Below are 23,241 nucleotides of genomic sequence, written 5' to 3'. Positions count from 1 at the left end.
CCGTCTGCCTGTCGGGTCGGGGCCGAGCCTGCATCCATGCAGGCCATCCCCTCTGCCCGCATCCCTGCGGGCAGTCCCGGTCAGCCGTCAACGCCTCATCGATTTTCAGCCGGACCAGGGTGTCGCTTCAGCGCTCTGGCTTTCAGCTATATCCGTTTTGCTGTTCACAGGTATTCAAGTAAAAGCTCAGGTGGTCAGGCGTGGCTGGTCCGGCTGAAAATTGCCGACGTGTTTCCGTAAGGCCGGGAGAGCCAGCATGGATGCTGGCTCAGGGCGCGCTTTGCAGGGACGCTTCCTCGCGCCCGGCCCGGAAGCCTGGAGGAATAAGCGGAGGGTATTGCGTAGCAACAATTTTCCCGCCGGGAGCCGGGATTGTAAAGGGCGTGGCGGAAAACGCCCTTTACACGTTCACGGGAATCCGTGTTTCAGAGAAACAATGAGCATGAGGTGAACGGAACTCTATCTCCGGGATAGCATGTTCTTTACCTCCGCCAGTTTACTGAAACTGAGGCGCTAACTGACTGGCATTAAGGCGAAATGCCTCCCTTTTTGTTTGCGGGATAGGCCGTAAAATAACGGACTTAAATTGCTTTTAATTGATTAATTATAAAAGGATTTCTTTGAATTAATAAAAGCAGTTTTCTGGGTGCTCCTGTGGGCTGGCGTCGTTTCGTTTCCCAGCTTTTAACCAGGTCATAACTCACGCCAACGGCGATGGCAAAATCCTGTTGGCGTAACCCTGTTGCTTCGCGGATGGCTTTAACATCAATTTCGCTAAAGGTATGTACATGTTCAGGCTTAGGTGTTTCTTCACCCTTCTCTATACGCACCATTTCTTCTGCACTGGCCAGCAAATCGGCAAATAATTCGTCTTTCATTTTGGCCTCACCACACCGGATAGCGGTGTCCTGATGATTAAAATTCCCATGATTAAATCAGCATATTGGATAAGTGCATTAAAACTCTTTTTTGCTCTTCGGTTAAATCATCCTGTTCATTTTTAGGATAGAGCAGAGCGAGATAGATTCGACCTTTGCGCGTCACGTTGTAATAAATAACCCTAATACCGCTGCGTTTGCCCATACCAGAGCGGCTCCAGCGAATTTTTCTGAATCCACCTGTACCAGCGATAGTATCTCCAGCCTCAGGGTTCTCTATAAGCGTCTCTTGAAAGGCGCGAAACTCATCGTCAGGCAAAAGTAACGGACGGCGTTTACTAAATCCTTGTAGCTCAATAAATGTGAACATAGCGCGTCCTGCGCATGGGGTTGATAGTACAGATTATAGGTGTACGGAGTACATTTTAAAAGATAAACACAATAAAAAACCCCTTATCCTCTCGGATAAGGGGCTATATAACGAATCAAAAATTACAGCTTCGGTCCGGCGCTAACCAGCGCTTCACCCGCAGGGGTATCGGTATATTTCTCGAAGTTCTCGATAAACAGTTTCGCCAGTGCATTGGCTTTTTCCTGCCACTGCTCCGGAGATGCGTAGGTATTACGCGGATCGAGAATGCGAGTGTCCACGCCTGGCAGCTCGGTCGGGATAGCCAGGTCAAACATCGGCAGACGGAACGTTTCTGCGTCATCCAGCGAACCGTTCAGGATGGCGTCGATAATCGCACGGGTATCTTTGATAGAGATACGCTTGCCGGTACCGTTCCAGCCAGTGTTAACCAGATACGCCTGTGCACCTGCCGCCTGCATACGTTTCACCAGCACTTCTGCGTACTGCGTTGGGTGCAGAGACAGGAATGCTGCGCCGAAGCAGGCAGAGAAGGTTGGGGTCGGTTCGGTGACGCCGCGTTCGGTACCGGCCAGTTTGGCGGTGAAGCCAGACAGGAAGTGGTACTGCGTTTGGTCTGCCGTCAGGCGAGAAACCGGCGGCAGCACGCCAAATGCGTCGGCGGTCAGGAAGATCACTTTGGTAGCATGACCCGCTTTTGACACCGGCTTAACGATATTATCGATGTGATAAATCGGGTAGGAAACGCGGGTGTTCTCAGTTTTTGAACCATCATCGAAATCGATGGAACCATCTTCGCGCACGGTGACGTTTTCCAGCAGCGCGTCACGACGGATCGCGTTGTAGATTTCCGGCTCGGCATCTTTAGACAATTTGATGGTCTTCGCGTAGCAACCGCCTTCGAAGTTAAACACGCCGTCGTCATCCCAGCCGTGTTCGTCATCGCCAATCAGGCGACGTTTCGGGTCGGTGGACAGCGTGGTTTTACCGGTGCCGGACAGGCCAAAGAAGACTGCCACATCGCCTTTTTCCCCAACGTTTGCTGAGCAGTGCATGGAGGCAATGCCTTTCAGCGGCAGCAGGTAGTTCATTACGGAGAACATACCTTTCTTCATTTCGCCGCCGTACCAGGTACCGCCAATCAACTGGATACGCTCAGTCAGGTTGAAAGCCACGAAGTTTTCTGAGTTCAGACCCTGCTCTTTCCACTGCGGGTTGGTGCATTTAGCGCCGTTCATCACGATGAAATCAGGTTTGAAATCAACCAGCTCTTCGTCGCTTGGGCGGATGAACATGTTTTTGACAAAATGCGCCTGCCAGGCAACTTCGGTAATGAAGCGCACGGAAAGACGGGTATCGGCGTTAGCGCCGCAGAAAGCATCAATGATAAACAGGCGCTTGCCGGAAAGTTGCTGGGTGACTAATCCTTTCAGATGCTGCCAAGTTTCCGGGGAGAGCGGTTTGTTGTCGTTCTTACCTTTACCTTTGTCGGACCACCACAGCGTGTCGCGCGTGGTGTCGTCACGGACAATGTACTTATCCTTTGGCGAACGTCCGGTAAAGATACCGGTATCAACGGCAACGGCGCCCAGATTCGTTAACACGCCACGTTCATAACCTTCCAGGTTTGGATCAAGTTCTTCCTGGAAAAGCGTGTCGTAGTCTGGATTGTAAACGATATCCTGAACGTCATTGATACCATAAGCCTTGAGATCTTGCGGGGTTAAACTGTTGTTCACACGCATTTCACTGCTCCTTAGCCAATATGTATTACCTGGAATAGTAAGGTTTTTTAGGGATTGTTAACCGCGACAAGGCTCATAGATTTACGCATCCGGGAAAATCACGGGCGACCGAATGCGCTGCGACTCCTGTCACAAAGAGGCAGATATTATGGCAGGAAACCCTTTTTTGTTGTGGAAAATGTTCTTAAAACGTTAATGGAGAGTGTTTTTGGCGGGAATCTTGTGAGTGTAATCGCATTCACGTAAGAAATGAACGTTGGTTATACATAAACAATATCGATTCACTTCCCGTCGTCGTGGTCTGAAATCGCTCTATCAATGCTCAAAATTGTGAAGTTGATGCGATAATTAGCTTTTCCCTTCATTCTGGATACTGACATGGATAGTGCTGAAATTTCACGTACGACGCGTTGGGGCATGATATTCATCGGCCTGTTGCAGGGGACATTATGCTATCTGCTGATGACATATCTGGCGCCCCATAATGACGGCTGGCTGTTCTATGGCATGCCTGCGACGATTGCGATCACCTCGGCACTTTTGCTTACTGTTGTTTCTTTCAAACAACGCGCGCTGTGGTACTGGATGGCGCTGATCTTTGTTGTCGTGCTGGCGATGAGCGTCTGGCTAAAGTGGCAAGTCGAAGACAGTGATAAGTGGCGGCAACATGAAGTTTTTATGTTCTACGGTTGGCGCTTACTGCTGATGGCGATGCTTGCTTTGCCCTGGATTCAGTACTCGCTTCATGTCTCTCGTGAGAAGGCGCGTTACCCGCATTTTTATCGGCAATTGTGGCTTAATGCGTTGACGTTGCTGATTGTCTTTGTCGCCAACGGTTTGTTCTGGCTGGTGCTCCTGCTATGGAGCGAGATGTTTAAGCTGGTCGGTATTCCCTTCTTCAGCACGCTCTTCTTTGATACCGACTGGTTTGGCTATGTGGCCTTTGGTCTGATTACCGCACTGGCAGTGGTACTGGCCCGCACACAGTCGCGTCTGGTCACGGCGGTACAAAAATTACTGACGTTTATCGCCACCGGTCTGTTACCTCTGGTCGCGCTGTTGGCGCTGATGTTCATACTGACCTTACCCTTCACCGGGCTGGAGGCTATTTCGCAACGCGTGTCTGCGGCCGGGTTGATGTCAACGCTGACGCTGCTCCTGTTGCTGTTGATGGCTATCGTGCGTGAACCGCAAAAAGAGGTGTTACCCTATCCTGGCGCGTTACGCTACCTGATCAAATGCTCTCTGATTGTCGCGCCCATCTATATGCTGATTGCCGGTTGGTCACTGTGGGTCCGAATACAGCAGTACGGTTGGACGCCTGAGCGTTTGTATGGCGTGCTGGTGGTCGTGGTGCTGCTGGTATGGTCGTTTGGCTATCTGGCCAGCATTTTGCGCCGCGGGCGCAATCCGCTTGAGCTTCAGGGGCCGGTCATTCTTGGCGTTTCGTTGCTGGCGTTGGGGCTGTTGGTTCTGCTGTCATCGCCGGTTATTGATGCCTGGCGCATCAGCGTTAACAGCCATATGAGGCTGTATCACAGCGGGAAAATTAAACCGGATCAAGTCAGCCTGTATATGTTGGATCACAGCGGAAAACCGGGGCGCGCAGCGTTGGAAGCATTACAAAAAGATGTGGCGTTTAATCAAGACAGTAAACGCAGACGCGACTTGAATTCTCTGCTGCAAGGGCGCCGGGATCCGGTTAAAGAGCTAACCGCAACACAGTTAGTATCGAAGGTTGTGATGGCTCCGGGGAGCCAGAAGCCAGACGATGCGTTCTGGGCGTTTGTCAAAACACAGGGGTATCGCATCACCTCTTGTGCTGAGCAGAATGCGTGCGTACTGGTGAGTCAGGACCTCAATGCGGATGGTCATCCTGAGCAGGTGTTATATGCCTTTGGCGATGGGGAGAGTCTGGTCTTCGGCATGCAAAAAAACAAATGGGATTTGTTAGCTGTTGCCACGCTACCTGAAGGATTCACTAAGGATAAATTGCTGCAGGCGGTAGCGAATCAGCAACTGGGCTCAGCCCCCAGAATCTGGCGGGATATCACTATTGATGGCAAAAGACTGCCGATGACTTATTACACCGAGTGAGTGTGTTGCCGACATCGTTTTTGCCGGATGGCAGCGCGAACGCCTTATCCGGCCTACGACAGTTTTTCCGTAGGCCTGATAAGCGCCGTGCCATCAGGCAAGACAGTGATTAATGCACCTGGGGATCGGCAGGGGAGGCATTGCTGCGGATCTCAGCAATATCCATGGCGTTAAACAGATAGTGACTACCGCAGTAATCGCAGTGCATATCGATCTCGCCTTCTTCCGCCAGAATGCTGTCCACTTCTTCGTCCGGCAACGTTTTCAGTGCGCCTGCGCAGCGTTCGCGTGAACAGGTGCATTTGAACTCAACGTCCTGCGGATCGTAGAGAGTAACCTCTTCTTCGTGGTACAGGCGCCACAGCACTTCGTTGGCAGGCAGCGTCAGCAGCTCTTCGGCTTTGATGGTTTCGGTCAGGGCTGTCAGGTGATCGAAATCATCTGCCTGCGCGTTTTGCGCCGGCATTACCTGCAGCAGCATTCCGCCAGCAGCGGGTTTGCCATCAACGTCGCCAGTGCGGATGAACAGGCGTGTCGGCAGCTGTTCAGAACGCATGAAGTAATCTTCCAGACACGCTGCCAGCGTGTCACCTTCCAGACCGACCACGCCTTGATAACGCTCGCCTTCTTCCGGAGTAATGGTGATCACCAGGTAACCGTTGCCCACCAGCGTTTTCAGATCGGCATCTTCAGGAATATCACCCTGCATGCGGGCCACGCCGCGCATCTGCTGATTGTTGTTGCCGTTGATGACGGCCAGGCTCAGCGGACCATCACCCTGCAACTGCACAGTGATATCACCGGCAAATTTCAGCGTGGCGGTGAGCAGGCTGGTGGCAACCAGCAGCTCAGCCAGCACGTTTTTGACCGGCTGCGGGTAAGTATGATTTTCGAGGATCTGTTGCAGGGTTTCCGATACGGTCACCAGCTCGCCGCGCACGGCAAAGTTTTCAAACAGATAACGATGTAATTGGTCATGTTGCGGCATAATCATCTCTCTTGCAGGTGACAGTCACTCGCTGTCGCCGTGTTTAAATCGTAACAGGTCGCGGCGCTCTTTCTTGTCCGGTCGTCTGTCCGGGTGCGGCATGGTTAACGCGTTAAGTTTACGCGCCAGCGCCATTTTTTCGCGTTTTTCCACGCTTTCCGCGGTTTCTTCATACAGCGTAACGGCTTCCGTTGCCGGGCGACGCTGCTCGGTAATGGCCTTGATAATGACTGTTCGTTCGTCATTTCCCTGGCGAAGGGTGAGGGTGGCGTTCAGCTCGACAATCTTGCTTGGCTTACTGCGCTGGCCGTTGTAGTGCACCTTACCGCCTTCAACCATTTCGCGGGCTAGCGCACGCGTTTTGTAAAAGCGTGCAGCCCACAGCCATTTATCCAGCCTGACTTCAGCAGAGGGCTTTTCTTTCATGGCGTCTCCTTCACATCAGTGAGGGGATCAGTCGGCGGTAGTCATTCAGTGACGGATGGCGTGCGTACTGTTTTTCGGCGATGCCGGAGTCGGGATTGGTCACGCCGAGGCAGTAACGAATACCGTACAGAGCAGCGGCGTCGAGAATAGGTTCGCTGTCGTCAATAAACAGCGTCTTCTCTGCACTCATTCCCGTTTCTTCAGCCACAGCGTGCCATAACCGCTGATCCTCTTTGGGATAACCAAATGTGTGGGTGGAAAGTAATAAATCAAGGTGTGAGGCCAGACCGGTATGCTCAAGCTTCACCGCCAGATTATGCGGATGCGCGTTGGTGAGCAGAATACGGCGTTTGCCGCTGGCTTTTAAGGCATCAAGAAACGGTACGGTATCTTCGCGCAAAACGGCGCGCGGTCCCTGTTCCGTGGTCATGGCGCAAATATCCAGATCCAGGCACTCGCTCCAGTAATCAAGGCAATACCAGTTTAGCGTATGCTGCACGGCATGATACTGCTGACGAATATAGTCCTGAGCTTCCTGAGGAGAGATACCCTGCTTCGCGCCATAGGTTTCCGGCACCAGTTTTTGCCAGAAATAGTTATCGAATGCCAGGTCGAGCAGCGTGCCGTCCATATCTAACAACACGGTGTCGACATCCTGCCAGGCAATATTGATATGCATGGAAACTCCCCAGAAGAAAACATGATGCGCGACAGGGTAGCATATCCTGTCGCGCGAGCGTGTTATCGAATCAGGCTTTCCGGGTTATCAATCAGTGTTGGATTCAGACAACTTTCATAGTAGCTCTGAATTTCCGCGATGCGGGTGCGGTGACGCTGGTAGCGTCTGAATGCCTGTATGCTGTTGTAGATAGCGCATCCGAGCATGGAGAACATCAGCAGCGTCGTGCCAAGGTAGCGCCATAAACCTGAGCGGTCCGGGATACGGTGCAGTCCAATGTGCTGGGTGCCATTGGCGTCAGTCGAAATATTGGTGACGATCCCCTCCGCGCGAAACGGCGTCTGCATTAGCATCTGCGCCAGGCGCTGGAAGGCGTTCCACTGTTCCTGAGGTGGATAGTCATATAGCGAGGTCGTCGGCCACGGCTGATCGACCAGATCGCTGCCTTCATCGCTGATAATCAGGAAACCGCCAGGGGCAGGGCTATTCAGCGCCTGGGCTGCTCGCGCAGTCTCGCGTGCAATAAACGGCGCCGTAGAGGTATTTACCAGATTATCCAGTGACTCTGCGCTTACCGGACGCAGCAGCACGTTCACGCCATCCAGTTTGCCTGCGTTTGCCCGTTTCACCAGCGCGGCCCAGTCTTTACTGTTACCGAGGTTAACCAGTGCATTTTTTAAGCGCACACATTCATCTTTGGCTGCACACAGATCGGCCGTTTTCAGGACAATCTCACCAAAATCGTCCAGTAATACCATGCCGGACTTTTGGATTGCTGAGCGTAGCGATACGCTGACGCGAGAGTCATCGTCAGGTTTGGGATGCAGCTGACGGCTCACTGCCTGCGTGAGGGCGGTAGCCTTATTCACCAGGTCAGACTCAGGCAGCGGCAATGCGCGCGCGTCATTCCAGATAATTTGCGAGCAATCGAAAGGCATAAACGGCGTGGCAGGCTGCGCATTCCAGCTTCCTTGGGTATGAATGTTACACATACCCGTACCACTCAGGTGCAGCGTGTCACCCACGCGAACGCCCGCGTTTTCGAGCTGTTTAACGCTGGTGGCTTCGATAGTTTGCGCGCCCTTCATCCAGGAGAGCGTGACCTTTATCGGCATATCCAGCGGGATCCAAAACAGCAGCATCAGCAGTACCAGTAACGAGCCGCCTGCGATGACGGCGTTGCGCAGCCAGTGCTGTAACGGGAAGTTTTTCACTTCATCGTGCAGAGATAAAAAACGCCCCTGGCGGGCAACGTGGCGATCGAGATAAATATCGATATCCGTTTGCTGGCCAAGGTCTTGGGCGATGTAAGGTTGCCAGTGAGGTGGGTAGATCAGATCAATAATACCCAGCGAGATATTATTAATTTGTTCCTGGTCGTTTTCGCCAAATAACCCCCAGCGACGTGGCGTACCGCGCAGACAATGAATTTCCCGCAGGGCGCTTTTGGACGGCGGGGCGAACAATCCCCACAGACCCGCAGCTAACAGCAACACCGCGCCACCAACTGCCCACGGAACAAACGTATTCGGGATAACCAAACAGAAAAAGAACAGCAGGAATGAGGCGGTTATCAGTAACGCCTCGCGCAATCCCGAAGGGCGGCTGAGCGCATATTCTTCATGGGTTTCCTGGCGAATATTCAGCAGTTCAATCTGCTCACTTTCTTCACCACGAATGGACGCCTGGGTAGAAGCGGTGTGCTGTAACGCATAACCTCGCGCTTCCTGCATATATTCCTGCAGCGTATGGCCGTTCAACGAGATAACCAGCGGTATCGTATTGGTGTGGATTATCTCAACGCTGTTTTCGTCGTTGATGTATTGTTCCCAGAAAGGGGGAAGATGTACCTCAACGGAATCAAGATAGTAGCGCCATTTGTTAGGATCGTCGGTGGTAATGCCGTAACGTGTAATCGAACGAGTAAGCACGATGACGCTATTACTTTGGGCATTCAACGTTAATGAGACCGGTGCAGCACTGGCTCCCGTTGGACCAGGTACTTGCTGAATTTGACTAAGGCTTTCGAGATAGTTTTCGACTGCGCTGCGTTCTTCAGGTGTGAGTTTACGTTTCGAGGCGTCTGAGAAGACGCTGCTCAAGGGTAAATTTTTCTGCCTGGATTTTGATTTGAGTAGCCATCCTGCAAGCAATGAGCAGGCCAGCAAAGCAGCTAAAAAAATCAGAATGGTGCTCATGCTTTCCCCATCTTACTTAGTCTGTCAGGCGTGGTCAGTCGCACCCTGTTCAATATTCGTGATTCTGTGGTTGGCTATCGGCAAGTGTGGAGTCGAGCTTGAGCATCTTTAAGTACAGCCCAGTAAATGCGAATCATAGCAAAATCACCAAAAATGGAATATCAGCAAATTCCTGGAGTTATTTCAACCTATTGACTTTTAATTTGAAATAGGGATTAACTTTTAGTACGTTACATAAATGTAAATAAACGGCAATTCACATTGCCGAAACCGTGCGGTATATCGCACAATAACCCCAGATTTCACAGCAAAGATCCTCACAATGAGCAAATCATTACAGAAACCCACGATTTTGAAAGTGGAAACCATCGCCCAATCCCGGCTGTTTAAGGTCGAAAGCGTGGACCTTGAGTTCAGCAATGGCGTACGCCGCGTTTATGAACGTATGCGTCCATCCACGCGTGAAGCGGTAATGATTGTGCCGATTGTTGACGACCATCTGATCCTTATTCGCGAATACGCGGTCGGGACCGAGTCCTACGAACTGGGTTTTTCCAAGGGATTAATCGATCCTGGCGAAAGCGTGTTTGAGGCGGCGAATCGGGAGCTGAAAGAAGAGGTGGGGTTTGGCGCAAAAGATCTGACGTTTTTAAAGAAACTCAGCATGGCGCCATCTTATTTCTCCAGCAAGATGAACATCGTGGTGGCAGAGGACTTATATCCTGAATCGCTGGAGGGTGATGAACCTGAGCCATTACCGCAGGTGCGCTGGCCGCTGGCGCATTTGATGGACCTGCTGGAAGACCCTGATTTTCACGAAGCGCGTAATGTCAGTGCGCTGTTCCTCGTCCGTGAATGGCTGAAAGGGCAGGGACGGCTTTAATTACGATTGCCAACTGATACCTTATCCAGCCTACAAAATTCCGGAAGATCAAATAATTGTACCGAAATTGTAGGCCGGATAAGCGAAGCGCCATCCGGCAATCGATCAGAACAGTTCGTGTGTCTCACCATTATCGATAATGGTTGTCCCCACCTCATGCACCGCCTGTTGCGTCGGCTGAGTGCCTTCAATGAAGTACTCAGCGCGGCTATTGCCACCGTTCGCCAGTTGTCCTGTGCTGCGATCGATATTAACCGTCACGATACCCGGCGGTGGCGTCAGTGGCTGTTCAGGCACACCTTCCAGTACGGATTTCATGTAAGCATCCCATGCAGGCTGCGCACTCTTCGCACCGCCTTCGTAGCCGGAGATTTGGTCTTTGATCGCGCCGGAAGCCGTTGTATGACCAAGGTTGCGGCGATGGTCATCAAAGCCGATCCATACCGACGTTACTACCCCTGGTCCGTAACCGGAGAACCACGCATCTTTAGAGCTGTTGGTAGTCCCGGTTTTCCCGCCGATATCATGACGCTGTAAATCGCGACCTGCGCGCCAACCGGTTCCCATCCAGCCTGGTTCACCAAAGATATTGGTGTTCAGCGCGCTTTTAATCAGGAAGGCCAGCGGCGTGTTGATCACGTGCGGAGCGTACTCTTGTGTTCCGCTTTGCGCGACCAGTGCCTGGTTCGCCTGCTCAAGCTGCGGCATAGGCACGGCGGCATTCTGCTGTTCCTGCGAGACGGCGACATCTTCTACGTTACTGTTTTCCAGCACGTTAGATTTCTGGGTATCGCCGTAAATCACCGGAATATCGCATTCCGGGCAGGCAATTTTCGGCTTCGCTTCGAAGATAACGCCGCCCATATCGCTTTCGATCTTACTGATGAAATACGGATCGACCAGGAAGCCGCCATTAGACATCACCGCGTAACCGCGCGCCACCTGCAACGGCGTGAACGAAGCCGAACCCAGCGCCAGTGACTCGGTATGCACAATGTTCTGTGCCGGGAAACCGAAACGTTGTAGATACTCTGCCGCGTAATCCACGCCCATAGCGCGCATGGCGCGTACCATCACCACGTTTTTCGACTGACCCAGCCCCTGACGTAAGCGGATAGGACCGGCGTACTGCGGCGGGGAGTTCTTCGGCTGCCAGTCAGAACCAGCACCGGCATCCCAGCGGGAGATTGGCACGTCGTTGAGCATGCTCGCCAGCGTCAGACCTTTATCCATTGCGGCGGTATACAGGAATGGCTTGATGTTGGAGCCCACCTGGCGTAACGCCTGGGTTGCACGGTTAAACTTGCTCTGGTTGAAGTCAAAACCACCAACCAGCGCCAGCACCGCGCCGTTTTGCGGATTGATGGAGACCAGGGCGGAGTTGACATCCGGCACTTGCGCCAGCCACCAGGCATCGCCCACCTGGCGTACCCAGATTTGCTGGCCAGTCTGTACTACGTCGGTCACTTTACGCGGCGTTGGGCCTTGTTGAGTATCCGAACGGTAAGGACGCGCCCAGCGCATACCATCCATCCGTAATGACACTGATGTACCATCCGCCAGCGCGGCAATGGCTTCCTGTGGATTGGCGCTGGTAACAACCGCCGGCAGCAGGGGGCCATAAGTCGGCAGCGCTTTCAGCGTATCGGTAATTTTCTTGCTGTCCCAACTGCTTTCGCCCACTTTCCACAGCACGTTCGACGGGCCGCGGTAGCCGTGGCGCATGTCGTAATCCATCACGTTGTTACGTACTGCCTGCTGAGCTGCCTGCTGTACTTTGCGCGTAATGGTGGTGGTGATGCGATACCCGTCTTCATAGGCTTTCTCGCCATAACGGTTATACATCTCCTGGCGCACCATTTCAGACAGATACGGTGCAGAGAAAGCGATTTCCGGCGCGTGGTAGTTAGCGTCAATGGCCTCGCCGCGCGCCTGATCGTACTGGGCCTGCGTGATGTAGTTTTCGCTCAACATACGCGACAGTACAACGTTACGTCGCGCGGTTGCACGGTCCATCGAATAGAGCGGGTTGAAGGTTGACGGCGCTTTTGGCAGACCGGCAATCACCGCAATTTCACTTAAGCTGAGTTGATCCACCGTCTTACCGAAATAGACCTGCGCGGCAGCACCCACGCCATAGGCGCGATACCCCAGATAGATCTTGTTCAGATACAGTTCGAGGATCTCATCTTTACTCAGCAGTTGTTCAATGCGGATCGCCAGGAACACTTCTTTGATCTTACGCATCAGCGTACGTTCCGGGCTCAGGAAGAAGTTTCTCGCCAACTGTTGGGTAATGGTACTCGCCCCTTGCGACGCGTGACCAGAGAACAATGCGACGCTGGCCGCACGGAAGATCCCCACCGGGTCTACCCCATGGTGCTCATAAAAGCGGCTGTCTTCTGTGGCGATAAAGGCTTTAACCATTACCGGCGGCATCTGATCCAGCGTGACCGGGATTCGACGTTTCTCGCCATATTGCGCGATTAGCTCGCCGTCAGCGCTGTAAACCTGCATCGGGATCTGTAAACGCACATCTTTGAGCGTCGCGACGTCAGGTAATTGCGGCTCGATATAGCGATAAAGGCCATAAATCGAGCCTGCTCCCAGCAGGATGCAACATACTGCAAGGATTAATAAATACTTTACGAACTTCACTGGAGATTTCCCATTTAGTGGCATTTGGGCAGTTTATAAACAAACGCGCGGTAGTATAAAGGCAAGCCAGACGCATTGATATACCCGTTAAAGCGACGGGTGATAAGGAGATCATCAGCAATGGCTTTCAATATCTGGAAAATTGGTCTGCATATTCAGCAACATGAAGTGCTGGCTGTCGCTATCGTTCGCGAAGCATCAGGTTGGTATCTGCAACGCTGGTGGCGTATACCGCTGACGCCTCAGGTTATCGTCGATGGCCACATTCGCGAGCCTGAACAGCTGGTCGCCGCGCTGCTGCCGTGGAGCCGGGAGCTTCCTCGCCGACACCATATTCATCTCTCTTTTCCCGCCAACAGGACGTTACAAAAAAAGTTTCCTCGTCCGACAATGACGTTACGCGAGCCAGAGCAAACCGCATGGTTGTCTGGTTCGATGGCGCGTGAACTGGATATGGCGCCGGATGCGCTGCATTTTGATTATAGCGAAGACACGTTGAGCCCGGCGTTTAACGTCACTGCTGCGCAAAGCAAAGAGATTTCAGCGCTTCTGACGCTTATCCAAACCCTGAAGGTGCAGGTTACGGCGATTACACCGGATGCCAGCGCGTTACAGCGATTTATTCCCTTCTTGCCAGAGCATCAGCAGTGTCTGGTATGGCGTGATGACGCCCAGTGGTTATGGGCGACCCGTTCGGCATGGGGACGTAAATCAACGGGCGATATTGGCAGTATTGATGAGCTTGCCGCGACATTGTCTCTTCCCCCGACAGCCATTGCGCAATGCTCCCCTGGCGGCTTCGATCCTTTGAGCGCCGTGTCTGTACGCCAGCCGCCCATTCCAACGCAAAGTCATCACTTCGCCATTGCGCTGGGACTCGCTATGGGAGGCGCGTACCGATGATAGCGACCATTAATCTTCTGCCCTGGCGTCAGACTCGGCGTTACGCTTGCCTGCGCTTCTGGGGCATCTTATTTAGCGCTTCGCTACTGCTTAGTATTGGCGTGTTGTTGCGCTATTACAGCGTGTTGAGTGTAGAAAATCGGGCTGAATTGTTGCTGGCAGATGCCGAAAAGACGCGTGTCGAGGCCTTAATGGCGCTAAAGCCGCGTATGCAGCAGCGCCAGCAACGATGGCAACAGGTGCAGGCACGGAACAAACAGCGTGAGCAGACCCGAAGCTGGCAGTCGGTTTTGCAAGAGCTGGCGGAATTACTGCCTGAGCAGGCGTGGTTAACAAAAATGGTATGGCAGCAGGACACGCTGGAACTGACGGGAAACACGCTGAACTTTGCCGCGCTGAAGACTCTGGAAGCGCAATTACGCCAGCAGCCATTATTTCAGTTGAGCAGCCCCGGTGAAACGCAGCAGGATGCGCAGGGACGTTGGCAATTCCACTATCGACTGACACGGAGCGGCGCGCATGATAACGCTCTGTGATGTCTGGTTAGCGCAGTCGCCGCGCTTTCGACTCATCTGCTGGTGCGGCTGGATGTTGGGGCTACTCATACTGGTGACGTTATGTCTTTATCCCGTAGCGCGGGAGCGGACGATGCAACGCGAGACGCTGGTCCAGCAACGTGCAGCTATTCAGATGCAATGGCGAGATGTCTATCTGCTGGCGGCATCACCAGCAGAGCCGGAAGAGAAACTGACCCTGTTCTCTCCACTACTGTTTCAGACTTCACTTACTCGTCTTATCCACTGGCAACCCTCCGCGCAAGGCGGAGAGATGGCGCTGATATCGGCCTGGGATGCTATCCCGCAGACGTTTGTCCAGTTGGCGGATCAGGGGATGAGCGTCAGCCGATTTTCGCTTAGCGCAGAAGACACAGAGCTGCTGCTAACGCTACAGCTGGAGTGTCTGAATGACGGTTGAACGCTGGCTGTTGATATGCGTAAGCGTACTGATGCTCACCGGTATGCGTAATCCCTTCCTGCCGCCGGAGGACCGTTGCCAAATTGCTGAGCTGTCGACATGGCGTTTTCAGGGCATGGTGAGCCAGGGCACGCGACCCATCGGCATCGTTCAGGATAGCCAGAAAAAATGGCGGCGGGTTAAGCCAAATGACGTCCTGAAAAACGGTTGGACGATTACGCAGATAACGGCCCAGAACATAACCCTCGACACAGAAAAAAACTGCGAACCGCCGCGGTGGCAGTGGCAACGACAAGGAGCGGTAAATGAAGCGATGGATAGCGTGGATAGTAATAGCGCTGGCGGTCGGGATAACGAGCGCGCTGGCGACGAAACCGCAAAACGTGACGCTGGTGGTCGATGATGTGCCGGTTACTCAGGTATTGCAGGCGCTGGCTGAACAGGAACAGAAAAACCTGGTGGTTTCGCCAGATGTCAGCGGTGTGCTGTCGCTGCATTTGACGGATGTCCCCTGGAAGCAGGCATTGCAGACGGTGGTAAAAAGTGCCGGACTGGTATTACGCCAGGAGGGAAACATCCTGCATGTACATTCTGTTCAATGGCAGAGTGAAAATGCGGCCCGCCAGGACAATGAACAGGCGCGGATTCAGGCCAGTATGCCGCTGGAGCAGCGCAGCATTATTTTGCACTATGCCGATGCTGCCGAGCTGGCAAAAGCAGGAGAAAAGCTGCTCAGTGCCAAGGGAAGCATGACGGTGGATAAACGGACCAACCGCTTACTGCTGCGTGATAATAGCGTTGCGCTTAACACCCTGGAAAAGTGGGTATCGCAAATGGATTTGCCGGTGGCCCAGGTCGAACTGGCGGCGCATATCGTCACCATAAATGAAAAAAGTTTGCGCGAGCTGGGGGTGAAGTGGTCGCTGGCTGACGCACAACAATCGGGGGCGGTTGGGAATGTCACGACGCTCGCCAGCGACCTTTCTGTAGCCACCGCCACATCCCGTGTGGGATTTAATATTGGCCGCATTAACGGTCGTTTACTGGAACTGGAGTTGTCTGCGCTGGAGCAAAAACAGCAGTTGGATATCATCGCCAGCCCACGATTACTGGCATCTCATCTGCAACCTGCCAGTATTAAGCAGGGCAGTGAGATCCCTTATCAGGTCTCCAGCGGTGAAAGCGGTGCGACATCCGTCGAGTTCAAGGAAGCGGTACTGGGGATGGAGGTAACACCAACGGTGTTGCAGAAAGGGAGAATCAGGCTGAAACTGCATATCAGCCAGAATGTTCCCGGACAGGTTCTACAGCAGGCAGATGGCGAAGTGCTGGCTATCGACAAGCAGGAGATTGAAACGCAGGTCGAGGTAAAAAGCGGCGAGACGATTGCGCTTGGCGGGATTTTTTCACATAAGAATAAATCCGCAGCCGACAGCGTGCCGCTATTAGGCGACATTCCCTGGCTTGGCTCTCTTTTTCGCCATGATGGTAAAGAAGACGAACGGCGCGAATTAGTGGTCTTTATTACGCCCAGACTGGTTTCAACGGAATAACTTATGCATGAAAAGCCGTTGTTTTTGCACTGAACACGTTTCAGGGATTTGACGTGAGGGTGTATTTAGCATACAAGGAGTACCGATTTGAGCGTCGGTACTTTTCTTTACTTATGCGGCAGTGAATACGCTTTGCCTTTCCGGTGGTGTGCCATAGGCTTATTGGGTGTCATTTGACTGCGCGATACGTCGCCAGGTCTGATGTTTGCAGGGTAGCATGCCTGCCACGACCAGAAATGCGTTAGGTTTGGTGATTTATTCAGTTGCCAAACCCGCTTGAGTATTGAGATAATTTTCAGTCTGACTCTCGCAATATCTTATGAGGTTTCAGTTCATGTCCTGCTGCGCTGGGTGTCTGCGAAGCGGGTTTACCATTAACGAATAGTCTTAGTAGTACCGAAAAAATGGCAGAGAAACGCAATATCTTTCTGGTTGGGCCTATGGGTGCCGGAAAAAGCACTATTGGGCGCCAGTTAGCTCAACAACTCAATATGGAATTTTACGATTCTGATCAAGAGATTGAGAAACGAACCGGAGCTGATGTGGGCTGGGTCTTCGATGTAGAAGGTGAAGACGGCTTCCGTGATCGCGAAGAAAAAGTCATCAACGAGTTGACGGAAAAACAGGGTATTGTGCTGGCAACTGGCGGTGGCTCTGTAAAATCACGTGAAACACGTAACCGTCTTTCCGCGCGTGGCGTCGTGGTCTATCTTGAAACGACAATTGAAAAACAACTTGCACGTACTCAACGTGACAAGAAACGCCCGCTGCTGCAGGTAGAATCACCGCCTCGTGAAGTTCTGGAAGCGTTGGCTGACGAACGCAATCCTCTGTACGAAGAGATTGCTGACGTGACCATTCGCACCGACGATCAGAGCGCAAAAGTCGTAGCAAACCAGATTATTCATATGTTGGAAAGCAACTAATTCTGGCTGAATACACACTCGTCTGCGGGTACAAGTAACTAAGGTGGATGTCGCGTAATGGAGAGGATCACAGTCACTCTCGGGGAACGTAGTTACCCTATCACCATCGCGGCTGGTTTGTTCAATGAGCCAGCTTCATTCTTACCGCTGAAATCGGGCGATCAGGTTATGTTGGTGACCAACGAAACCCTGGCTCCCCTTTATCTCGATAAGGTTCGCGGCGTACTTGAACAGGCGGGTGTTAACGTTGATAGCGTTATCCTTCCCGATGGCGAGCAGTATAAAAGCCTGACGGTTCTGGATACGGTTTTCACCGCGTTACTGCAAAAACCGCATGGTCGTGATACCACGTTAGTTGCCCTTGGCGGCGGCGTGATTGGCGATCTGACCGGTTTTGCGGCAGCCAGCTATCAACGTGGTGTTCGTTTTATTCAAGTCCCGACAACTCTGTTGTCGCAGGTCGACTCCTCCGTTGGCGGCAAAACCGCCGTAAACCATCCCCTCGGTAAAAACATGATTGGCGCGTTTTACCAACCGGCCTCCGTGGTGGTGGATCTCGATTGTCTGAAAACGCTTCCTGCGCGTGAGCTGGCATCGGGGCTGGCGGAAGTGATCAAATACGGCATCATTCTTGACGGTGAATTTTTCAGCTGGCTGGAAGACAATCTGGATGCGTTACTGCGTCTGGATGGTCCGGCAATGGCGTACTGTATCCGTCGTTGTTGTGAGCTGAAAGCAGAAGTTGTCGCAGCAGACGAGCGTGAAATGGGCTTACGTGCTTTACTGAATCTGGGACACACGTTTGGCCATGCGATCGAAGCTGAAATGGGTTATGGCAATTGGTTACATGGTGAAGCAGTCGCAGCAGGTATGGTAATGGCTGCCCGTACGTCAGAACGTTTGGGTCAGTTCACCTCCGCTGATACGCAGCGCATCATTACGCTGTTACAGCGAGCAGGCTTACCGGTGAATGGGCCGCGTGAAATGTCCACCGAGGCTTATCTGCCGCACATGCTGCGAGATAAAAAAGTGTTAGCGGGAGAGATTCGTTTGGTGCTTCCGCGAGCGATAGGGAAGAGTGAAGTGCGCGGCGGAGTGTCGCACGAGGTGGTTCTTAACGCTATTGCTGATTGCCAGCAGGCGTAACAACAAGAAAGGTCAGGCTTACGTTGCGAAACGTAGGTCTTTTAGCTTCAGGTTATGTGCAAAGTCGTAAGCATTAACCTTTGAGTGGGGTGTTAAATGGATGAATTCAAACCAGAAGACGAGCTGAAACCCGATCCCAGCGATCGTCGTACTGGTCGTTCTCGTCAATCGTCTGAACGCGATAATGAGCCGCAAATCAATTTTGATGATGTTGATCTGGATGCTGACGATCGCCGTCCTGCACGTGCACGCAAAGAGCGTGAAGAAGAGCAGGACATTGAAGAAGAGTATGAATCTGATGACGATGCCGTGGATGAAGAGCGTGTAGAACGTCGTCCGCGCAAGCGTAAGAAAGCCGCCAGCAAGCCTGCCTCCCGCCAATATATGATGATGGGTGTGGGTGTTCTGGTACTGCTGCTGCTGATTATCGGCATTGGTTCTGCGCTGAAAGCCCCCTCATCTTCTTCCAATGAGCAGGCAGCATCTGGTGAGAAGAGCATCGATCTTTCTGGCAGCAATGCAACGGATCAGGCGAGCGCAACGGCTCCTGCAACGGGCACTGAGCAGACCGCTGGCAATACCCAGCAGGATGTTTCCCTGCCACCGATTTCCTCTACCCCGACTCAAGGTCAGGCACCTGCGGCAACCGAAGGCCAGCAGCGTGTTGAAGTGCAGGGCGATTTGAACAATGCTCTGACACAACCGCAGGGTCAGGAGCAGGTTAACAACGCCGTGGTTAACTCTACGCTGCCGACCGAACCTGCGACCGTTGCGCCGATGCGTAATGGTAATGCTGCGCGCCAGACGGCGAAAACGGAAACGACTGAGCGTCCTGCTGCTACGCGCCAGGAACGTAAACAGGCCGTTATTGAGCCGAAGAGCAAACCGCAAACTACGGTGAAAGCGACGCCGACAGAGCCGAAACCTGTTGCTCAGGCAAAACCAACCGTAACTGCTACCGCGCCGACCACCACAACTAAAGCACCTGTGGTAACCGCTACGCCGAAAGCGACCGCTGAGCCGAAAGCAACTGCGACGCCAACGCAGACCGCAACGCCTGCGCCAACGGCGACAGCAACAACGACAACGCCTGTTGCTGGCGGAGCGAAAAGCGCAGGTAATGTTGGAGCGTTAAAATCTGCGCCGTCCAGCCATTACACGCTGCAGCTCAGCAGTTCTTCTAACTACGACAACCTGAACGGTTGGGCGAAGAAAGAAAACCTGAAGAACTACGTGGTGTACCAGACGACGCGTAACGGTCAACCGTGGTATGTTCTGGTGACAGGCGTGTATGCGTCTAAAGAAGACGCGAAACGTGCAGTGTCTACGTTACCCGCTGATATTCAGGCGAAAAACCCGTGGGCAAAACCGCTGCATCAGGTTCAGGCCGATTTGAAGTAAGATAGGATATGTTCTGCAATGGTTTGATGTTTCGCCCAATTGCGGGACAAAGACTAAAGCGCAGGATGCTGTCGGAGCTTTCTCCACAGCCGGAGAAGGTGTAATTAGTTAGTCAGCATGAAAAAAAATCGCGCTTTTTTGAAATGGGCAGGGGGGAAATACCCCCTGCTTGATGATATCAAACGGCATTTACCTCAGGGTGAGTGCCTGATTGAACCTTTCGTGGGTGCCGGGTCGGTGTTTCTCAACACCGACTTTTCTCGTTATATTCTTGCCGATATCAACAGCGACCTTATCAGTCTCTATAACATCGTGAAGACGCGTACCGATGAGTATGTGCAGGCTTCGCGTGAGCTGTTTATGCCTGAAACCAATCAGGCTGAGGTGTACTATCGGTTCAGAGAAGAATTTAATGCCAGCGAGGATCCGTTCCGCAGAGCAGTGCTGTTCTTGTATCTGAACCGCTTTGGTTACAACGGATTGTGCCGTTATAACCTGCGCGGCGAGTTTAACGTCCCGTTTGGGCGTTATAAAAAACCTTACTTCCCGGAAGCCGAGTTGTACCATTTTGCTGAGAAAGCGCAGAATGCGGAGTTCCATTGCCTCTCCTATGAAGAGTGCATGAACCGTGCGGATAGCAACTCTGTGGTCTATTGTGACCCGCCTTATGCACCGCTTTCGGCGACGGCAAATTTCACTGCGTATCACACCAACAGCTTTAGCCCGAAAGAGCAGGCGCATTTGGCCGAGATGGCAGAAAAGCTGGTCAGTAAGCAGATCCCGGTGTTAATTTCGAACCACGATACGCCCGATACCCGTGAATGGTACCGAGCGGCGAAACATTTTCAGGTCAAAGTGCGGCGCAGCATAAGCAGCAATGGCGGCACGCGTAAAAAGGTGAACGAACTGCTGGCACTGTATAAACCAGGAGTCGTAACGCCTGCGAAGAAATAAATCTCAAGGAGAAGCGGATGAAACAGTATTTGATCGCCCCCTCAATTCTGTCGGCTGATTTTGCCCGCCTGGGTGAGGACACCGCGAGAGCGCTGACTGCCGGTGCCGATGTCGTGCACTTCGACGTCATGGACAATCACTACGTACCGAACCTGACCATCGGACCGATGGTACTGAAATCGCTGCGTAAATATGGCATCACCGCCCCGATTGATGTTCACCTGATGGTGAAACCAGTCGATCGGATTGTCCCGGACTTCGCCGCCGCTGGCGCCAGCATCATTACTTTTCATCCGGAAGCCTCCGAGCATGTCGATCGCACTTTACAGCTGATCAAAGAGCATGGCTGTAAAGCGGGCCTGGTGTTCAACCCGGCAACACCGCTGAGCTATCTGGACTACGTCATGGATAAGCTCGATGTGATCCTGCTGATGTCCGTAAACCCAGGCTTTGGCGGACAGTCCTTCATCCCACAAACGCTGGATAAGCTGCGCGAAGTGCGTCGTCGTATTGATGAATCTGGCTACGATATCCGCCTCGAAGTGGATGGTGGCGTCAAAGTGAATAACATTGGTGAAATTGCCGCGGCAGGCGCAGATATGTTTGTTGCAGGCTCCGCCATTTTCGACCAACCAGACTACAAAAAAGTCATTGATGAAATGCGCAATGAACTGGCGAAGGTAAGTCATGGATAAGTTTCAGGATATTCGGGGCGCTGCATTTGACCTCGACGGCACGCTGGTCGACAGCGCGCCGGGATTAGCCGCAGCGGTGGACATGGCGCTGTATGCGCTGGAACTGCCGGTTGCCGGAGAAGAACGCGTTATCACCTGGATTGGTAACGGTGCAGATGTACTGATGGAGCGCGCGCTGGCGTGGTCCCGTCAGGAGCGCGCAACATTACGTAAAACGATGGGTAAACCGCCCGTTGATGATGATATTCCCGCCGAGGAGCAGGTACGTATTTTGCGTAAACTGTTCGACAGATACTACGGCGATGTCGCAGAAGAGGGGACATTCCTGTTCCCTGATGTTGCCGACACGCTGGGCGCGCTGCATGCGAAAGGATTGCCGCTGGGTCTGGTGACCAACAAACCGACCCCGTTTGTCGCGCCATTGCTCGAAGCATTAGATATCGCCAAGTACTTTAGCGTGGTCATCGGTGGTGACGACGTGCAGAATAAAAAACCGCATCCGGATCCGCTGCTGCTGGTGGCAAGTAAGCTTGGCATCAAGCCTGAGCAAATGCTCTTCGTAGGGGATTCACGCAATGATATTCAGGCGGCAAAAGCTGCTGGCTGTCCGTCCGTTGGCCTGACCTATGGCTACAACTACGGCGAGTCGATCGCGCTGAGCCAGCCCGACGTTATTTACGACCGTATTAATGAACTACTGCCCGCTCTCGGGCTTCCGCATAGCGAAAATCAGGAATCAAAAAATGACTAAGCCCATCGTTTTTAGTGGCGCACAGCCCTCAGGTGAATTGACCATTGGCAACTATATGGGTGCGCTGCGTCAGTGGGTGAGCATGCAGGATGACTACCATTGCATCTACTGCATCGTTGACCAACATGCCATCACCGTTCGTCAGGATGCTCAGCAGCTGCGTAAAGCAACGCTCGATACGCTGGCGCTGTATCTGGCATGCGGTATCGATCCTGAAAAAAGCACCATTTTCGTGCAGTCTCACGTACCGGAGCATGCACAGTTAGGTTGGGCGCTGAACTGCTACACCTACTTCGGCGAACTGAGCCGTATGACCCAGTTCAAAGACAAATCCGCGCGCTATGCGGAGAACATCAACGCCGGTCTGTTTGATTATCCGGTACTGATGGCGGCAGACATCCTGTTGTATCAGACCAACCAGGTACCGGTTGGCGAAGATCAGAAACAGCATCTGGAACTGAGCCGCGATATCGCCCAGCGCTTCAACGCTCTGTATGGCGACATCTTCAAAGTGCCTGAGCCGTTCATTCCTAAATCCGGCGCGCGCGTGATGTCGCTGCTGGAGCCGACGAAGAAAATGTCCAAGTCGGATGACAACCGCAACAACGTGATCGGTCTGCTGGAAGATCCGAAATCTGTGGTTAAGAAAATCAAACGTGCGATGACCGACTCCGAAGAGCCGCCGGTTGTACGCTACGACGTGCAGAACAAAGCGGGTGTTTCCAACCTGCTGGATATTCTCTCCGCCGTCACCGGTAAGAGCATTCCGGAGCTGGAACAGCACTTCGAAGGCAAAATGTATGGTCATCTGAAAGGTGAAGTCGCAGAGGCCGTTTCCGGTATGCTGACTGAGCTTCAGGAGCGCTATCACCGTTTCCGTAACGATGAAGCTTTCCTGCAGAAAGTGATGAAAGAAGGTGCGGAAAAAGCCAGCGCCCGCGCATCTGTTACGCTGAAAGCCGTTTACGAAGCGATTGGTTTTGTCGCCAAGCCGTAATGCGCTCTGTGTTGTTAA

Annotated in this window: 22 protein-coding genes and 1 pseudogene; 15 read left to right on the top strand and 8 right to left on the bottom strand. The window is 52.8% G+C overall.

What is annotated here, in order from left to right; all coding sequences use genetic code 11:
* Positions 1-240, top strand: a pseudogene (locus OGY13_RS22190) (hypothetical protein); the annotation flags it as partial.
* A 341-nt stretch (positions 241-581) separates the two neighbouring features.
* Here the strand turns inward: OGY13_RS22190 and nadS are convergent.
* The 3 genes from nadS to pckA form a co-directional block, all read right to left on the bottom strand.
* Positions 582-878, bottom strand: coding sequence for a NadS family protein (gene nadS / locus OGY13_RS22185; protein ID WP_048236945.1), 297 nt, complete (start codon positions 876-878; stop codon positions 582-584).
* 52 nt (positions 879-930) lie between these two features.
* On the bottom strand, positions 931-1,248 hold the full coding sequence (locus OGY13_RS22180; RefSeq protein ID WP_047408175.1) for a type II toxin-antitoxin system RelE/ParE family toxin: 318 nt from the start codon (positions 1,246-1,248) through the stop codon (positions 931-933).
* Positions 1,249-1,370: 122 nt separating this feature from the next.
* A complete protein-coding gene (pckA, locus tag OGY13_RS22175; RefSeq protein ID WP_003023529.1) occupies positions 1,371-2,993 on the bottom strand; it encodes a phosphoenolpyruvate carboxykinase (ATP) in 1,623 nt (540 codons plus the stop codon).
* Positions 2,994-3,371: 378 nt separating this feature from the next.
* Here pckA and OGY13_RS22170 point away from each other — a divergent pair, with 378 nt between their 5' ends.
* Positions 3,372-5,090: a DUF4153 domain-containing protein gene (locus OGY13_RS22170; protein WP_213752611.1), complete on the top strand. Its 1,719-nt coding sequence runs from the start codon at positions 3,372-3,374 to the stop codon at positions 5,088-5,090.
* 109 nt (positions 5,091-5,199) lie between these two features.
* Here the strand turns inward: OGY13_RS22170 and hslO are convergent, their stop codons facing one another.
* The 4 genes from hslO to igaA all read right to left on the bottom strand — a co-directional run bounded on the left by hslO (position 5,200) and on the right by igaA (position 9,381).
* Positions 5,200-6,078 carry an Hsp33 family molecular chaperone HslO gene (gene hslO, locus OGY13_RS22165; RefSeq protein WP_003023531.1) on the bottom strand — a complete coding sequence of 293 codons (879 nt, stop codon included), beginning with the start codon at positions 6,076-6,078 and terminating at the stop codon, positions 5,200-5,202.
* 24 nt (positions 6,079-6,102) lie between these two features.
* Positions 6,103-6,504 (bottom strand): ribosome-associated heat shock protein Hsp15, encoded by a 402-nt coding sequence (gene hslR, locus OGY13_RS22160; protein ID WP_003837900.1) that lies wholly within the window; start codon positions 6,502-6,504, stop codon positions 6,103-6,105.
* Between the two features lie 10 nt (positions 6,505-6,514).
* A complete protein-coding gene (gene yrfG, locus OGY13_RS22155) occupies positions 6,515-7,183 on the bottom strand; it encodes a GMP/IMP nucleotidase (RefSeq protein ID WP_003023533.1) in 669 nt (222 codons plus the stop codon).
* Positions 7,184-7,245: 62 nt separating this feature from the next.
* The gene (igaA, locus tag OGY13_RS22150; protein ID WP_213752610.1) at positions 7,246-9,381 is read right to left on the bottom strand and encodes an intracellular growth attenuator protein IgaA; all 2,136 of its coding nucleotides are present in this window, start codon (positions 9,379-9,381) and stop codon (positions 7,246-7,248) included.
* A 322-nt stretch (positions 9,382-9,703) separates the two neighbouring features.
* On the opposite strand from igaA, the gene nudE reads away from it, so the two are divergent.
* The gene (gene nudE / locus OGY13_RS22145) at positions 9,704-10,264 is read left to right on the top strand and encodes an ADP compounds hydrolase NudE (RefSeq protein ID WP_048236942.1); all 561 of its coding nucleotides are present in this window, start codon (positions 9,704-9,706) and stop codon (positions 10,262-10,264) included.
* Positions 10,265-10,369: 105 nt separating this feature from the next.
* Here the strand turns inward: nudE and mrcA are convergent, their stop codons facing one another.
* The gene (mrcA, locus tag OGY13_RS22140) at positions 10,370-12,922 is read right to left on the bottom strand and encodes a peptidoglycan glycosyltransferase/peptidoglycan DD-transpeptidase MrcA (RefSeq protein WP_162623412.1); all 2,553 of its coding nucleotides are present in this window, start codon (positions 12,920-12,922) and stop codon (positions 10,370-10,372) included.
* Between the two features lie 120 nt (positions 12,923-13,042).
* Here mrcA and OGY13_RS22135 point away from each other — a divergent pair, with 120 nt between their 5' ends.
* The 12 genes from OGY13_RS22135 (at position 13,043) to trpS (ending at position 23,223) form a co-directional block, all read left to right on the top strand.
* A complete protein-coding gene (locus OGY13_RS22135) occupies positions 13,043-13,825 on the top strand; it encodes a type IV pilus biogenesis protein PilM (RefSeq protein ID WP_213752609.1) in 783 nt (260 codons plus the stop codon).
* The gene (locus OGY13_RS22130; RefSeq protein ID WP_213752608.1) at positions 13,822-14,361 is read left to right on the top strand and encodes a PilN domain-containing protein; all 540 of its coding nucleotides are present in this window, start codon (positions 13,822-13,824) and stop codon (positions 14,359-14,361) included. The genes OGY13_RS22135 and OGY13_RS22130 overlap by 4 nt, the downstream gene beginning before the upstream one ends.
* Positions 14,345-14,800 carry a HofO family protein gene (locus tag OGY13_RS22125; protein WP_213752607.1) on the top strand — a complete coding sequence of 152 codons (456 nt, stop codon included), beginning with the start codon at positions 14,345-14,347 and terminating at the stop codon, positions 14,798-14,800. The genes OGY13_RS22130 and OGY13_RS22125 overlap by 17 nt, the downstream gene beginning before the upstream one ends.
* Positions 14,790-15,203, top strand: coding sequence for a HofP DNA utilization family protein (locus OGY13_RS22120; RefSeq protein WP_048215406.1), 414 nt, complete (start codon positions 14,790-14,792; stop codon positions 15,201-15,203). The genes OGY13_RS22125 and OGY13_RS22120 overlap by 11 nt, the downstream gene beginning before the upstream one ends.
* A complete protein-coding gene (gene hofQ, locus OGY13_RS22115; RefSeq protein WP_071845227.1) occupies positions 15,106-16,353 on the top strand; it encodes a DNA uptake porin HofQ in 1,248 nt (415 codons plus the stop codon). The genes OGY13_RS22120 and hofQ overlap by 98 nt, the downstream gene beginning before the upstream one ends.
* A 404-nt stretch (positions 16,354-16,757) precedes the next feature.
* Positions 16,758-17,279: a shikimate kinase AroK gene (gene aroK, locus OGY13_RS22110; RefSeq protein ID WP_003023552.1), complete on the top strand. Its 522-nt coding sequence runs from the start codon at positions 16,758-16,760 to the stop codon at positions 17,277-17,279.
* 57 nt (positions 17,280-17,336) lie between these two features.
* The gene (aroB, locus tag OGY13_RS22105) at positions 17,337-18,425 is read left to right on the top strand and encodes a 3-dehydroquinate synthase (protein ID WP_003827681.1); all 1,089 of its coding nucleotides are present in this window, start codon (positions 17,337-17,339) and stop codon (positions 18,423-18,425) included.
* Between the two features lie 96 nt (positions 18,426-18,521).
* Positions 18,522-19,826 (top strand): cell division protein DamX, encoded by a 1,305-nt coding sequence (gene damX / locus OGY13_RS22100; RefSeq protein ID WP_071446675.1) that lies wholly within the window; start codon positions 18,522-18,524, stop codon positions 19,824-19,826.
* A 117-nt stretch (positions 19,827-19,943) separates the two neighbouring features.
* The gene (gene dam, locus OGY13_RS22095) at positions 19,944-20,780 is read left to right on the top strand and encodes an adenine-specific DNA-methyltransferase (protein WP_003827684.1); all 837 of its coding nucleotides are present in this window, start codon (positions 19,944-19,946) and stop codon (positions 20,778-20,780) included.
* A 17-nt stretch (positions 20,781-20,797) separates the two neighbouring features.
* On the top strand, positions 20,798-21,475 hold the full coding sequence (gene rpe / locus OGY13_RS22090; RefSeq protein ID WP_003023561.1) for a ribulose-phosphate 3-epimerase: 678 nt from the start codon (positions 20,798-20,800) through the stop codon (positions 21,473-21,475).
* Positions 21,468-22,226 (top strand): phosphoglycolate phosphatase, encoded by a 759-nt coding sequence (gene gph, locus OGY13_RS22085; protein WP_003837920.1) that lies wholly within the window; start codon positions 21,468-21,470, stop codon positions 22,224-22,226. The genes rpe and gph overlap by 8 nt, the downstream gene beginning before the upstream one ends.
* Positions 22,219-23,223: a tryptophan--tRNA ligase gene (trpS, locus tag OGY13_RS22080; protein ID WP_003827687.1), complete on the top strand. Its 1,005-nt coding sequence runs from the start codon at positions 22,219-22,221 to the stop codon at positions 23,221-23,223. The genes gph and trpS overlap by 8 nt, the downstream gene beginning before the upstream one ends.
* Positions 23,224-23,241 lie beyond the last annotated feature (18 nt).

It is taken from the genome of Citrobacter sp. Cpo045, from assembly GCF_030332875.1.
GTDB lineage: Bacteria > Pseudomonadota > Gammaproteobacteria > Enterobacterales > Enterobacteriaceae > Citrobacter > Citrobacter portucalensis.
Note: the sequence above shows the minus strand (reverse complement) of the source record. Positions and strands in the feature narration are given on the sequence as shown.